Consider the following 14,009-nt stretch of genomic DNA (forward strand, 5'->3'; position numbering starts at 1 on the left):
TTCCTTCTGCTACTCTGCTAGCTTCTAATGTCATAAAACCAGAAGCAAGAAAAGAGGAATTGATGCCTGAATCGAAAGTCTTCGTTGATAATTACCTGCCTGCTCTTTTGGGGCAGGCATGGATGCTAGTTTCATCTGAATTTCATGCGGTTGTAGAAGCCAATGGGCTATCGGTGTTGGAGTGGCGAGTGCTTTCTACATTGGCCAATAATGGTTCGATGGGGATCACTGAGCTGTCGCAAAAAACAGTCAGCAAGCAACCAACAATCACGCGGGTATTACAACGATTGGAACAGCAAGGGCATGTCATCCGTCACAATAACCATACAGGAAGTGACCGCCGTGTGACTTTAGTGAGTGTGACTTCTAGTGGTGTCGAGCTAGTCGAAGGGTTATTGATTGCTGCGGAAGAACATGAAAGGCAAGTTTTAGCGCCTCTTGGTGTTCGCAAAAGCAAAATGCTCAAGCAGGTTTTACAAGAATTAATTGATAGACATAGCCCAGAAATCAAATAGATAAGTTGCATTAAAATACTCGGAATTATCCGTTTTTGATGAGTGATAAGGGTTTATACCAGAAGAACAGATTAAATCCTTATAAAACACGAGTATATTGAATGGATATGTAATGTATTGGAAATTAAGTAATATCCTGTAACACAATGATTGCTATCGTAGTTTTTGATTTATTTTGTTTTTTTATTTGGTAATAAATTGATGCTTTACATTGATTTGATTTATCTATTTACTGCAATGCAGATAACTAAGATAAACCATTATGGAGCACTCAATGTCAGTAGTGACACTTGTACTCGTTTTTTTACTTGCAGTCATCGTGAGCGTATTTGTTTCTCGATTACTTAAAGACATCATTCCATTGCCAATTATCCAGATAGCGTTAGGGGCTGCCTTATCGTTCTACGGATTTACAGTGGAATTCGAACCACATCTTTTTCTCTTTTTATTTATTCCTCCATTGCTATTTCTTGATGGATGGCGAATTCCAAAAGAAGCCTTATTCCAAGAAATTAAGCCAATTATGTCATTGGCGATTGGCTTAGTGGTCGTCACCGTTATTGGGATGGGGTTCTTTATCCATTGGCTGATCCCAACGATTTCACTGGCGGTTGCCTTTGCACTGGCAGCTATCCTTTCCCCAACTGACCCTGTGTCGGTATCTGCAATGACAGTGAATTCGCCACTACCATCGCGTATGGCGCACATTCTTGAAGGGGAATCTCTACTCAATGATGCGACGGGCTTAGTATGCTTTAGCTTTGCGGTTGTGGCTGCGCTGACAGGGGAATTCTCTCTGACATCTGCTGCGGGGCAATTTGTGCTGGTGGCACTGGGTGGGATAGTGATTGGTTTATTAGTCGCATGGGCAATTGGCTGGTTAAACCAATTCTTAGTCAAGCGCACAGGTGAAGAGCCGGCTATCCAAATTATGATCAGCCTGTTAATGCCTTTTACTGCGTATCTGCTGGCTGAACATTTACATGTTTCCGGGATCCTTGCTGCCGTTGTTGCGGGTATTGCGATGCACTACGAAAAAATCGCAGGGCGCATGCAAGCGGCGACTCGAATGCAAAGTAAGGCAGTTTGGGACACGGTACAAACAGGTTTGAACGGCATGATCTTTATTCTACTGGGTGAGCAGCTACCAGGGATGTGGACCAATTTGCCTCAGGTGGCCGAAGCTGCAGGTGCTAGCCATCCTTGGATGCTGTTTGTGTATGTTGCCGTTATCACCATTGCATTAGGTGCACTGCGTTTTGCTTGGGTATGGATATCAATGACCCTGACAGTTTTCCACAATCGTCGTCGTGGAAAGCAAGCGGATGAAGTACGTATTCGCATGATGGCGGTGATGGCAACGGCGGGAGTTCGCGGGGCAATTACGTTAGCCGGTATTTTAACGTTGCCATTCTTAATGCCCGATGGATCATTATTCCCTAACCGTGATGTGGCTATCTTCCTCGCGATGGGGGTGATCCTGTGTTCGCTGTTAATTGCCAGCATCGCCTTGCCGATTTTAACCAAAGGTTTAGTGCAAGATTTACCTTATGATAACGATGAAATTCGCGCTCGTCTGGCACTCAATGAAGCAGCAATGGCACATATTCGTGAGCTGATGAACCACCCTTCTGATGATATGGATGAAATTGCGATGCGTACCGAAGTGGGTGCTCAGCTGTTAGAAATTTATGGTCGTCGTTTAGATAATACGGATGAAACAGAGTCAGATGTGTTTGATTTACATCGGATGATCGAGATGGAACGTTCGATGTCAGATTCGGCTCTGAAGGCGAAGCGGGAAGCGTTATATCAAATGCGTAAAGGGAAAAATATCAATGAGCGAGTGTACCATCGCTTACGTGATGAGCTTGATTTAAAAGAAGAAACATTAAATCACCATAAGAGTTCAAAACACTAGTTTCTAATTTACGACTAAAGGGCTTAAGGTAACTTAAGCCCTTTTTATATACTCATTGAAAAAAATTTTATTGCTGATAATGTAATCTCTAATTATATTCAGGAAAAAATTATGTCACAGCATGTAGCTCACCTCATTATTATGATGACCATCACTTAACTGGTGGGAGTTTGCTACATCCTCAACCCGCCAGATAAGGCGGGTTTTTTGTCCTTGTCTGGTTAGTATTCAACAAGGAGCCCTCTATGAATCTTTTCGACAATACTCAAAAACACACGCAAGAACTTGAAGCCCTAATTGCCAGCGCAGATCGCGCCATCACAGAAGAAAATTTCAGCTATTTAATGGATTTTTATTCTGAGAATGGTTCGTTAGTGGTGAAAGACGGTTTACATGTCCATGGAAAAGAGAATCTAAAGAAAGCATTTTCTGCTATCGCTGAGTTTTTTAATCACAGCCTGCAAGTGTCTCAAGGTACGGTAAAAGTTATTTTTGGCGAAGATTGCGCCTTAGTCTTAGCTGAAACCATTTTGAGTGCGAAAATGCAAGATGGTACGCCGTTTAATACTGTGAGAGATGCCACCTACGTATTTAAATTCATCGACGGTAAGTGGCTATGTGTGATTGATAATTCTTATGGAACTTCATTGCTGAAATCCTAAGGAAAGCTTTGTCTCATTTACCCGCGTGTGCCATGAAAAAATAGCGATATTCAGTTTACGTAATAAATGGTTTTTTATTGTAATTATTCAGTTTTACTGTTGTCTCTGGAGTTAAGTCTAAGGTTTATACTCGGGACAAGAATAACAGTGGAGGATATTTATTATGTCAATTTTCAGCTGGTTATTTAACCTCGGCAGAAATCGATATAACTCGAAACGCGATAACCAATATCGGGGTCATTCAGGGCATGGCAGCAGTTCCAAGCATGGTTCTCGAGGTAAGCATGGCGGGAGTTATCAGCACAATGATGGTCGAGGCGAAGACAACTATTTTTCACACGGACAAAACATCCAAAAAGTAAGATGCCGACAATGCAAAAATGCCGTAGACCCAAATGCCAATTTTTGCGGTGAATGTGGAGCATCAATTTAAGGAAATAGAAAAGGTATTTTTGATTCAGGAGGAAGCATGGCGGAATCGTTTTTTTCTCATAAAAATCATTACCAGCTCTACGTTAAGAATTTCATTGCATCACCGTCTTCAATGGGAACGGTATTCCCATCATCTCGTTGGTTATGCAATACCATGATTGACAATATTGACTGGGCTCAATGTCATCAAATTGCAGAGATTGGTGCGGGTAACGGCGTCATGACTCGCTATATTGTGAACAAAATTACGACGCAAACACGTTTAGATCTCTATGAAATTAATCGTGATTTTATCGATATTTTAAATCAGATTGATGACCCGAGAGTGGCAGTTAATCCATGTTCAGCAGAATATTTATTGGGTGATTATGATTTGATTATTTCAGGAATTCCTTTTCTGTCCCTGAATAAAAAAACCAGTATGCGAATATTAAAACAGGTGCGTCAGAGCCTATTAAAGAATCAGGGTAAATTGGTGTTATTTCAGTATACCCAAGGTTGTGAACCGCTATTTTCGCGTTATTTTTCATTCACAAAAGAACGTGTGTATCGCAATTTTCCACCTGCATGGGTGTATAGCTGTGTCCCCAAATAATGAATCTTAGGCCGGTGTGATAGAAACTGGCCTAAGACTTTTTACGTTATTTAGGGCGATGCATTTCGAGTTTTTGTTGCTCTTCAATCCAATAATAATCCGCAGGTCCGCCTGCTCGCATCAAAGGTTTTTGGCGAGCACTGTTATATAAGCCTTGCTCTAAGGTAGCTTCATCGATATGCACCATTACCACTTCTCCCATGACCATCCACGTATCCAATAGGCTACCGTCAGCGCGTTTTAATTGCTGATATTCAGTGACTACACACTCCATGGAAACAGGCGTTTGGGCGATGCGCGGAGGCGTAATCAATGTGGACGGTAAAGTGGAAAGCCCAGTAAGGTCAAACTCACTTTCTCCACGAGGTAACATTGCACTGCTTGAATTGACCTGCTGCCCAAGCTCAAGAGTTGCAAGATTATAAACGAACTCACCTGTTTCGATTGCATTGGTGACGGAATCTTTTTTCCCAACGCTCGAGAAGACCAAAATGGGCGGTGAATAATTAAAGATATTGAAGAAGCTATAGGGCGCAAGATTGGTGTTACCTTGCTTATCGCATGTGGAGATCCAGCCAATAGGGCGTGGACCAATTAATGAGGGTATCGGATCATGGGGAAGCCCATGACCTTGTTGCGGTTGGTAGCTGTAAAACTGAGTTGTCATTATTGGCTCCTTTTTTTGTTATCCTAACGGATTAATTTATTCTAGTTAATATTAGAAAATGAAAAGTGCACGATATGCATAGTTTAAGCATGATATGGATAATGGAAAATTTATCATGATTAATATGACTTATTTTGATGAGTTTAAATTATATTTAAAGTTTTATTGAATGAATTTATAAAACACAAAATATGAGTTATTTAAGTATGTTTTTATTTCTCATTAAAATATTAAGTTTTTATGTTTGATATTCTTGATTTTTTATTTTTAATAAATTTAAATAAGTTATTATATGCGGTATTTATAATTGGATAATTTTCTTTTATTTAAATTGAAATAATGTTTTTTTTAAGGGTTATCATGATTAAGATAAGTGAATATTTAAATTACTAGCTAATTATATTATATAGTCTTATTTGTGTAACTTATTGATATTTAATTTTATATAAATCAAATTCAGATATTAAAACGATCAATAAAGTTAATTTGATAGGTATTAACTATTAAATTATATATTTTCGATCGATATAAACGTATTTACAGATTTATTTACTGTATCTATATTTTAATAAATTAAATTTCCTGCACTTTGGATATATCCATTTTTTATTACGCTATTTGCTCAATGAATTGGCTATCTTTGAGTAAATAAAATTAAAGCTATTTAAACTGGTTTTAATATGATGAAAAACAAATATCGATTACGTGAAGAAGTTGGTTTATTTATTCGGGAAGCACGGCTTAATTGCTCATTAACAGGTGAGGAATTAGGGCGTATGCTTCATATTAGTCAACAGCAAATATCTCGCTATGAACGTGGTATTACGAGTGTAAATATAGAAACGCTTGATGCCATATTAAAGAAATTAGGTAAGGATTGGTCTGAATTCTTTTTCAAAGTTATTGCTAACTATTCAGATGAAATAGCAGAGATAAAATTACAAGATAATTTTTTATTTCAAGATAAAAAATCAAAATATTCCTATTACGATAAATTAAAATTCAAAGCCTTACATGATCTTTAATCATGATTAATTAAATTAACATGTTCTTTGGTTATTATATAACTAATTGTTATTTAATGTTTTTCTGTTCCATTAATTATTTAATGGTGTATTGCGTTTCTCCTATTTTTAAACGAAAGGAAAGTCATTATATGAAACTTAATCAGTTAGCAATCATTACACTGCTGGCAACATCAGCGACTTCTTTTAGTGTAATGGCAGAGAATACAGGTACGGTAAATTTTATCGGTACAGTGGTGACTTCACCCTGCAATATTGCACAACCATCGTTAAAACAAACTATTGATTTTGGTCAGCTTTCTCGCCGTGGTTTAGAGAATGGCAGAACGGCTGAAGTGAATTTTAATATTGAATTAACAGGGTGTGATTTTTCAGATTACACCAAAGATGGTACAGGGGCGTCAGCAGCGGTGAAAAGCATGGAGTTAGTCTTTACAGGGCAAAATTACGCCGATGCGGGTAACACTTTGCTTTCAACTTCTCCGGGTAATGCAAACAACGTAGGTATTGGTATTGATGGCTTTGAATTTGGCAAAGCTAAGGATATTTTATCGAGAATTATCAATAAGAAGGGGGATAACACCTTAACCTTCAAAGCATTAGCTAAAGCGATTGATACCACAAAAGATGTCGCTGAAGGTAAGTTTAGCGCCGTAACTAACTTCCGAATTACCTATCAGTAAGCATCTGAGTCTACCGCCAGTGAATAACTGGCGGTATCAATACGGAGTTGAAGGAGAAAGTTGAGGGAGACAATTGTGATTGTTTATCAACGGGTAACTCGCCAATTAGCTCAACTGATGAAGATGACCATTCTGATGTGCCTGATGTGCCTGATGGTTTCGGGGGCGGCGGCGAATAAAAAAATAGAGCTTAATGGCAGCGCAACATTGAAAGGTATTGTTATCGCTACACCGTGTTCGGTTGTAATGGAAAATAGATTTCAAACGATTGATTTTTCACCTTTGGCAATCCCCCTGCTTGGTACAAAGTTGCAGCGTGAGCAGCATAACCAACCTTTTATTATTGAGTTACGAGACTGCGGAAGCCTTTACTCTTTACTCGACAGTAAAACATGGTCTATTCGATTTGCAGGGGAAACAGCGGAACATATTGATGCATTTGTACTAAGAGGCGCATCACAAGGTCTCGGGGTTTCTGTCCTTGATAGCCGTTTTAATACATTGATTCCAGGGCAATATTACCCTTTGGCAAATAATGTATTACGGCAAGATAAATCCGGGAAAGCGCTCTATCTACAGTACTTTTTACGTCTAGAGCTTACAGGGCAACCTATTCAAGCGGGTAACTATCAAGGGTTAATCCGTTTTTTTATCGATTATCAATAGCATCGATTATCAATAAATTGCAGATAAACATGATCTCGAAATCATTTTCGAGAGGGGCACACTCGTCGCATTTGGGATGGTATAGAGCATGATGTTCAAACATAGCAAACTAAGACAGACGATTTTATTGGCGCTAAGTATGGGGATTGGCAATAGCTATGCTGCTGAATTTAATACCGATGTGTTAGATGCCGAAGATATGAATAACATTGATATGAGCCAATTCTCTGTTGCGGGGTATGTTCCACCTGGAGACTATGTTTTGACTGTTTTTGTTAATGGTCAGCGTTTAGGTGAGCCGCGAGATATCGCTGTTTTTGATGATAAAAGTGCAGCTTCTCAACAAGTGTGCCTTGCACCTCCGTTGCTTGAATTTATGGGGCTAAAAAAATCCGCGGAGGAAAAAGTCTCTCTATTTCATGATGAAAGATGTTTGAATTTTTCAGCTCTGGCTGGAGTGCAAACTAAAGTAGATTTGCCTTCAATGTCCTTAAAAATGACCATTCCTCAAATGTGGATGGAATATCGTGATCCTTATTGGGTTCCCCCAAAATTATGGGAAGAGGGGATTAATGGGCTGTTTGTGGATTACAGCGCGAACATTTCAGCGACAAAAGAAACCGATGGCGACAAGCGAGTTTATGTGTCGGGCAATGGTACATCGGGCATTAACATTGGGGCTTGGCGGCTGCGTGGTGATTTCAATGGGACTTATCAAAAGCAACATGGGGGCAGTTATTCGCAAGAAAAACACAATTTTGATTTCAGTCGGTTATATGCTTTTCGATCATTGAAAGAAAGCGCTGCTTTGCTCACGCTCGGGGAAAATAATTTTTACTCGGACGTGTTTGATTCTTGGCAATATACGGGTATTTCGATTGAAAGTGATGATCGCATGTTGCCGCCAAAATTGGTGGGATACGCCCCTGAAATTATCGGTGTGGCAAAGACTAACGCCATAGTGATAGTTCGCAGCCAGGATCGGATTATTTCAGAAACCTCGGTGCCACCGGGACCTTTTCGCATTCAAACCATTGATAGCGGGATCCGTGGTGTACTGGATGTGACAGTGCGCGAGGAAAATGGGGAAGAGAATAAATTTAGCCTCAGTACTGCATCGCTGCCCTATTTAACCCGCCCAGGTCGGGTAAATTATAAAGCAGCGGTAGGGAAAACACGTTATGACAATCGACATTTAACGGGAGATCCCGTCATTAGTGGTGAATTGTCATACGGTGTATCAAATGCGTGGTCGCTGTACGGAGGAACGCAGCTTAATGCTTATTACCAAAGCGCCGCGTTAGGGATTGGGCGTGACCTATTTTCTTTCGGGGCAGTCGCGGTGGATATTACCCAATCTTTTGCTGATTATTCTGATGATGATAAAGGTCACTTACAGGGGCGCTCGTACCGTTTTAATTATGCGAAGTCATTCGAGGATCTTCGTACCGATATTACTTTTGCGGGCTACCGTTTTGCCGATAAAGAGTATCGAACGCTCATGCAATATATGGATGAGGACAGAACAGGGCATTCACCGCGAGCCACCAAGGAAAATTACCAAGTCTACTTAAATAAATATTTTGATGATTTTAACCTCTCGTTAAATTACCAGTACAGCACCTATTGGCAGGATGACCCACAAACCCAGTACGGTTTATACGCCAATACGAGCCTGAATTTTGCTTCCCTTTCCCAATATAGCGGCAATATTGCTATCTCCGCGACGCGAACGGAGCGAAGTAACGGTTATGAAGATGATGCCATTAACCTTTATTTGACGATCCCGCTGTACAGCGGACATAGCTTGACGTTTTCTGAGTTGTACTCTCGTTCCAATAAAAAGAATCAATATAACCATAATGTGGGATATAGCGGTTATGGGGAGAGGGATAATTACAGCCTAACGATGGGGTATAACCACGGACAAGATGTGGATAGCCAAACAAGCTTGAGCGGTTTTTATTCCCGTGACCTCTCGGATGCCAGTGTGTCCATTAATGGTAGCTATGTCCCTCATCAATACCGCAGTATTGGGGCATCGATTAATAGCGGGATCACAATAACGACCAAGGGAGCCGCGCTGCATCGCTCTGCCCACGGTGATACTCGCTTAATGGTGGAAACTTCAGATATTGGCGGCGTACCACTGAATCATGGCGTTACAAAAACCAACCGCTTCGGTTTAGCGGTGATCCCAAATGTGAATAGTTACCGTAAATCCTCGGCTTCCATTAACACCAGCAAATTACCTGAAAACATTGAAGCGCTCAGTGCCACCAGCGACATCACGCTTACAAAAGGCGCGATTGGCTATCGAAGTTTCCCTGTGATGAAAGGGGAAAAACTCTTCTCGGTGATCACCTTACCGGATGGTAAAAAACCACCGTTTGGTGCCAGTGTGCGTAATGAGGCAAATCAAGAGATTGGGATAGTTGGAGAAGAAGGGGTGACCTGGCTGGTGGGTATCGAGAAGAATGCCGCGTTGTGGGTCTATTGGCGCAATCAAAAACAGTGTCAGATAACGTTGCCAGATAGGTTAACCACATCCTCTTCAATGCTGTTACTGCCATGTCAAAAATAACTGGCATGTCAAAAATAACGGAATTTTTATTATCTTTAACCTATGAGGTTGATTATGTTGAACTTTAAACCTATTTCCGCAGCATTGATAAGCATGCTTATTGGAATGCCACAAGCCTCTTATGGCGCGGTAACTCTGGATAGAACGAGAATTGTTTTTCCGGGTAATGAAAACTCTATTAATGTGCGCATCGCGAATGATAATCCCGAAGAAGCCTATTTAGCGCAAAGTTGGATTGAAGACCTTCAAGGTAAAAAACTCACTCAAGGCGCTATCCTTGCCACGCCACCATTACAGCGGATAGAAGCCAATAGCCACAGCCTAGTGCGCTTGAGCAAAACGCCATTATTAAGCCAATTACCCGATGATAGAGAGTCCGTTTTCTATTTCAATTTGCGTGAAGTTCCGCCGAAATCCACGGAAGAAAATACACTACAAATTGCGTTGCAATCCCGCGTCAAATTGTTCTATCGCCCTGAAAAAATCCTCGAAGCTTCTCAAACCAAATGGGCGCACAACATTACGTTGCAAAAAACGGCCAAAGGCTACCGTTTGAATAACACCACGCCGTTTAACTTAACGGTGATTGGGGTGGGAAATAGCAAGAAACAGTCGGAAGAGAGCAGCTTCGAGGTTGTGATGGTCGCCCCTAAATCGACATTCGAGATTAACAGCCACACGCTGACCACCCCCTATCTCACTTACATCAATGACTATGGTGGCAAGCCAACACTGGTATTTCGTTGCCAAGGAGACACTTGCACAGTCTCTGGGGAACAGTAATGGAGCCAAGACATAAAAGGGGAGAATGTGGATGAATATTATCCGGTTAGCTATCGGGATTATCACAATGACCGTAAGTGCTTGGGGGCAAGGAGAGAAATTTCTAGGCAGCGTGCCACCTACTGAATCCCATTATGAATCTTCACATTCGGGCTGGTTTTTGGTGAATGCCACGTTATTCAATGCGCCATGCAGTTTAGAAGTGGGAAAAATATTGAAATTGACCCATTGCGGCGCGGGTTTAGCATTTAGTGAAAATAAGAGTGGAGCAAAAACACCGGCAATTTTGCGGGTGGTAGATGCCTTAACGGGGAAAGAAACGGTGCGTTATCCCATGGCACTTATTGATGGAAATAACCCCGTTCAGCTTCCTTCTGTGATTGAGAGCGCGCATCCACTGCGACTGGAGGTGAGTTATGAGTAAGCTAACCCTGTTTTGGTGGCTGCTAGCACCCCTTTTCTGGAGCTTTTCGACTCAAGCTAATGCGCAATTTCTGGATGTGGAATTTAGCGGAGAGTTAGTGCATTTATCCTGCAAAGTGAGTGCCGGTTCCGTCAAAAAAGAGATTCAATTAGAAAATTTACGTATGGAGTCTCTTAATCTGGGGGAGACCAGCGTTATCACGCCATTTTCCATTGAAATTGACCATTGCCAGCGTGCAGAGCTGGGAAAACTTATCAAGGTAACGTGGCATGGAACGCAGCTAGTGAATATTGATGGGGACAGCTACCTTATCACTCAAGGTGATAGCGGCGTGGTACTGGGGATTATGGATAGTAAAGATAAACCTATTGCTTGGGATGAGCCGATTGATGTAGGCAGCGTTGCCGTGGTGAATGATGAGCAATCTTTGTCCTTTGGTGTGGTAGCGCGAAAGCCCCCTTATGGTTACGTTGATACAGGGAATTTCTCCGGTTGGGCTACGTTTTCCGTGGAGTATAAATAGTGAAGCAAATCAATAAAATCAGAAAGTATTGGTGGGGTTTACTGTTATTTATCTCACCGGTGGTTTATGGGGATGTGTTTGTAGATGTCGTGGCGACAATGGTCGACCCTGCTTGCCACGTACGCAGTGAAAATAACGATTCACCACTGCAAATTAATTTTGGGGTGGTTGAAATTAATGGGGCGCCGGGAATTTCGTTGACCAAAGATTTTCCGGTGTATATCAGTGGGTGCTCAGGGAGAAAAACGTTGTCGGTGCTACTCAACCCAAAAGGTTATGGAACGGAAGAGTACCAAGGTCGGCAAATTTTATCCACTAGCGCAAAAGGGCTGGGAATCGATTTTTCTGATATCACGGATGGGCTAATATTTCCTTTAGAACTCAATCAATTACAAACTATCACGCCACAGCCTATCAGCGCGACGGAGCACCGTATTAATCTTCAAGCAAAGTTGGTGAACACACTGCCACTCAGTCAATTACCCGCAGGAAGATTTACGTCGGCCATGATGATCTCAGTCACTTATCACTAATGGGAACAGCAATATGTTGAAAATTAAATCCATAGCGCGGGCAGCTTGTTTAGTCGGAGGAATACTGTCAGCGATGATGGCTCATGCAGATTATGCGGCACAAATTATCGATCCTAATACGGGCTATACCATACGCGTGAATAACAGCAGCACGCTGGCGGATCATCCTGATAGGGGATCGGACGGTCAAAATTACTATCAAGTTGGGGAGCCTTTTGTGGTGGATAGTAACCTTGCGGAACCGACCGGTATGGTGAAGTGTATCGGGCGTCGCTGGGGAAGTACGAACACGCAAATTTTGCCAGCAAATGCGTTTCATCGATTATTTATGTATGTGCCTGAAACGGGGTTTTCGATTGCAGGACTCAAAGCGTATCGGTTGAACGCCAACCTAGTGATGACGGTGCAATCCGACATGATGGAATGGACGAACCGCAGCTCCGGTGTGTGCTCAATGTCTTATGCAGATACACAATTTGAGGTTCCTCGATTTAATAACCATTTTCCTATCACCATGACGTTTTATATCAAAGAGCAAATTATCGATGGGCAGTTGATTATTAGTGAAATGCCATTAGCGGGTTACGTGCGTGCATTTACCAACCCAAAAGTGGCGCCACCTTATGATAGCTGGCCGCTTCACGAATCTTCTGTGCCATTACGCTTGGCGGCTTCGCAAATTAATATCGGTGCAAAATGCACATCCAGTACCAGCAGCGGGGAGCAAGGGATATTAAATTTACGCCATGGGCAGTTAAACAGCTTGTACTATGACAACCGTGCTAGCGGTCAAGTCACCTATAGTTGCCTCTTCCAATCGGCAACTAAAGTACGGTTACGCTTGGATTACACGCAGGATGATGACCCTCAAAAGCGCTTACCCATGAAAAATGAGGCGAACGATACGATCTACAGCTCACTGGTCATTACGGATCTTGAAACGGGGCAATCGGGTAAAGAGATAAACGCAGAAATTCACAGCCTGAAAGAGTTCGAAATCAGTAGCCACCTGCAAGGGGAAAATGCCCAAGCGGGTGACTATCGCGGTTCTGCATGGCTGATTGCCACACTGGATTAAGGCTAGGACTCTATGCGCTGAATAAAACTCGACGGAGTTTGCCCAAGCCATTTTTTAAACATGGTAGAGAACGAGCCCACACTGCTGTAGCCAAGATCAAACGCCACTTCGGTGATCGACTTGCCGGCTGAGATCTGGCTAATGGCGCTAAGCAAGCAGGCTTGTTGTCGCCAATCTGAAAAGGACAAACCCGTTTGAGCTCCAAAAAAGCGGCTAAATGATCGGTCGCTTTTATGCAATTTAGCCGCCCACTCTTGGGGGATCGAGGTAATTTGTGGTGATTTCAAAAATTCTCGGCACAGAGCCGCGAGGCTTTGATCCCGCGGGATCGGCGCAAAGAATGGTAGTGGTTCAGCGCGCGCCACTTCATGAAGGATCAACTGCATCAAGGTGCCATCGCGTCCGTTAAGATCATATTCCAGCGGCACATCAACCGCGTCTAATAGCAATTGGCGAAGTAAAGGCGTGACGCGCAACACTTCGCATTGATTGCCTTGGCGGGGTGCTGCCGTAGGTTCGATATATAAACTGCGGGTGCTGACATTCAGCATCCGTGTTTCATGGGCCGTATTTTCCGGGATCCACACGCCGCTGTCGGGGGGAATAACCCATTCACCATCTTCAGTGCTCACCTCAATTAGCCCCGTAGCACCATATAAGAATTGAGCGCGGCGGTGCTTGTGAGAATCCAACAGCACGTTGGGTAAGTAATCTGTCGCGAGTGCGATAACATCCCGAGCGACACTATCAATGGTACTCAGTGGAATATTTCTCATTGTAATTTTGGTTACCGTCGTTTATTGGCTGAAATTCAAACATAACGAATTATTTTCTGAATATAGGCAAAATTTATTGATATAACCACATGTTTCACGCGGTTGGCTGAAATTCCAATGCCTTTGGCGGTTTTTCAAAAGT

At 42.2% G+C, this 14,009-nt stretch carries 16 protein-coding genes; 14 read left to right on the forward strand and 2 right to left on the reverse strand.

Translation table 11 applies throughout. The features are described 5' to 3' along the window. Nucleotides 1–62: 62 nt before the first annotated feature. From ACY3ZI_RS02400 to ACY3ZI_RS02420, 5 genes are all read left to right on the forward strand, one after another. On the forward strand, nucleotides 63–515 hold the full coding sequence (locus tag ACY3ZI_RS02400; protein ID WP_036955244.1) for a MarR family winged helix-turn-helix transcriptional regulator: 453 nt from the start codon (nucleotides 63–65) through the stop codon (nucleotides 513–515). A 274-nt stretch (nucleotides 516–789) separates the two neighbouring features. Beyond that, on the forward strand, nucleotides 790–2,436 hold the full coding sequence (locus ACY3ZI_RS02405) for a Na+/H+ antiporter (RefSeq protein ID WP_211887875.1): 1,647 nt from the start codon (nucleotides 790–792) through the stop codon (nucleotides 2,434–2,436). Nucleotides 2,437–2,681: 245 nt separating this feature from the next. Beyond that, nucleotides 2,682–3,098: a YybH family protein gene (locus ACY3ZI_RS02410; RefSeq protein ID WP_211887874.1), complete on the forward strand. Its 417-nt coding sequence runs from the start codon at nucleotides 2,682–2,684 to the stop codon at nucleotides 3,096–3,098. A gap of 163 nt (nucleotides 3,099–3,261) precedes the next feature. Then, nucleotides 3,262–3,531, forward strand: a complete 270-nt coding sequence (locus ACY3ZI_RS02415; RefSeq protein ID WP_211887873.1) for a zinc ribbon domain-containing protein — start codon at nucleotides 3,262–3,264, stop codon at nucleotides 3,529–3,531. Nucleotides 3,532–3,567: 36 nt separating this feature from the next. Then, complete coding sequence (locus ACY3ZI_RS02420) at nucleotides 3,568–4,125, forward strand: class I SAM-dependent methyltransferase (RefSeq protein ID WP_211887872.1); 558 nt, start codon at nucleotides 3,568–3,570, stop codon at nucleotides 4,123–4,125. A gap of 46 nt (nucleotides 4,126–4,171) precedes the next feature. On the opposite strand, the gene ACY3ZI_RS02425 is transcribed toward ACY3ZI_RS02420, so the two are convergent. Beyond that, nucleotides 4,172–4,792 carry a flavin reductase family protein gene (locus ACY3ZI_RS02425; RefSeq protein WP_211887871.1) on the reverse strand — a complete coding sequence of 207 codons (621 nt, stop codon included), beginning with the start codon at nucleotides 4,790–4,792 and terminating at the stop codon, nucleotides 4,172–4,174. A gap of 680 nt (nucleotides 4,793–5,472) precedes the next feature. Between ACY3ZI_RS02425 and ACY3ZI_RS02430 the strand changes: the two genes are divergently transcribed. The 9 genes from ACY3ZI_RS02430 (at nucleotide 5,473) to ACY3ZI_RS02470 (ending at nucleotide 13,091) form a co-directional block, all read left to right on the forward strand. Then, nucleotides 5,473–5,817, forward strand: a complete 345-nt coding sequence (locus tag ACY3ZI_RS02430) for a helix-turn-helix domain-containing protein (RefSeq protein ID WP_036955222.1) — start codon at nucleotides 5,473–5,475, stop codon at nucleotides 5,815–5,817. 131 nt (nucleotides 5,818–5,948) lie between these two features. Then, the gene (locus ACY3ZI_RS02435) at nucleotides 5,949–6,500 is read left to right on the forward strand and encodes a fimbrial protein (protein ID WP_132497119.1); all 552 of its coding nucleotides are present in this window, start codon (nucleotides 5,949–5,951) and stop codon (nucleotides 6,498–6,500) included. 75 nt (nucleotides 6,501–6,575) lie between these two features. Beyond that, on the forward strand, nucleotides 6,576–7,166 hold the full coding sequence (locus ACY3ZI_RS02440; protein WP_442959119.1) for a fimbrial protein: 591 nt from the start codon (nucleotides 6,576–6,578) through the stop codon (nucleotides 7,164–7,166). Nucleotides 7,167–7,254: 88 nt separating this feature from the next. Then, nucleotides 7,255–9,750 carry a fimbria/pilus outer membrane usher protein gene (locus ACY3ZI_RS02445; RefSeq protein ID WP_487375924.1) on the forward strand — a complete coding sequence of 832 codons (2,496 nt, stop codon included), beginning with the start codon at nucleotides 7,255–7,257 and terminating at the stop codon, nucleotides 9,748–9,750. Nucleotides 9,751–9,843: 93 nt separating this feature from the next. Next, nucleotides 9,844–10,533, forward strand: a complete 690-nt coding sequence (locus tag ACY3ZI_RS02450; RefSeq protein ID WP_442959118.1) for a fimbria/pilus periplasmic chaperone — start codon at nucleotides 9,844–9,846, stop codon at nucleotides 10,531–10,533. 31 nt (nucleotides 10,534–10,564) lie between these two features. Beyond that, nucleotides 10,565–10,957, forward strand: coding sequence for a hypothetical protein (locus ACY3ZI_RS02455; protein ID WP_487375925.1), 393 nt, complete (start codon nucleotides 10,565–10,567; stop codon nucleotides 10,955–10,957). Then, nucleotides 10,950–11,480, forward strand: a complete 531-nt coding sequence (locus ACY3ZI_RS02460) for a fimbrial protein (RefSeq protein WP_487375926.1) — start codon at nucleotides 10,950–10,952, stop codon at nucleotides 11,478–11,480. Before ACY3ZI_RS02455 ends, ACY3ZI_RS02460 begins: the two co-directional genes overlap by 8 nt. Beyond that, nucleotides 11,480–12,013: a fimbrial protein gene (locus ACY3ZI_RS02465; RefSeq protein WP_211887866.1), complete on the forward strand. Its 534-nt coding sequence runs from the start codon at nucleotides 11,480–11,482 to the stop codon at nucleotides 12,011–12,013. Before ACY3ZI_RS02460 ends, ACY3ZI_RS02465 begins: the two co-directional genes overlap by 1 nt. Nucleotides 12,014–12,026: 13 nt before the next feature. Continuing rightward, nucleotides 12,027–13,091 (forward strand): MrpH family fimbial adhesin, encoded by a 1,065-nt coding sequence (locus ACY3ZI_RS02470; protein WP_211887865.1) that lies wholly within the window; start codon nucleotides 12,027–12,029, stop codon nucleotides 13,089–13,091. A gap of 2 nt (nucleotides 13,092–13,093) precedes the next feature. Here the strand turns inward: ACY3ZI_RS02470 and ACY3ZI_RS02475 are convergent, their stop codons facing one another. Continuing rightward, the gene (locus ACY3ZI_RS02475; RefSeq protein WP_211887864.1) at nucleotides 13,094–13,867 is read right to left on the reverse strand and encodes an AraC family transcriptional regulator; all 774 of its coding nucleotides are present in this window, start codon (nucleotides 13,865–13,867) and stop codon (nucleotides 13,094–13,096) included. Nucleotides 13,868–14,009: the final 142 nt, after the last annotated feature.

This window comes from Providencia sp. LY12 (assembly GCF_057621555.1).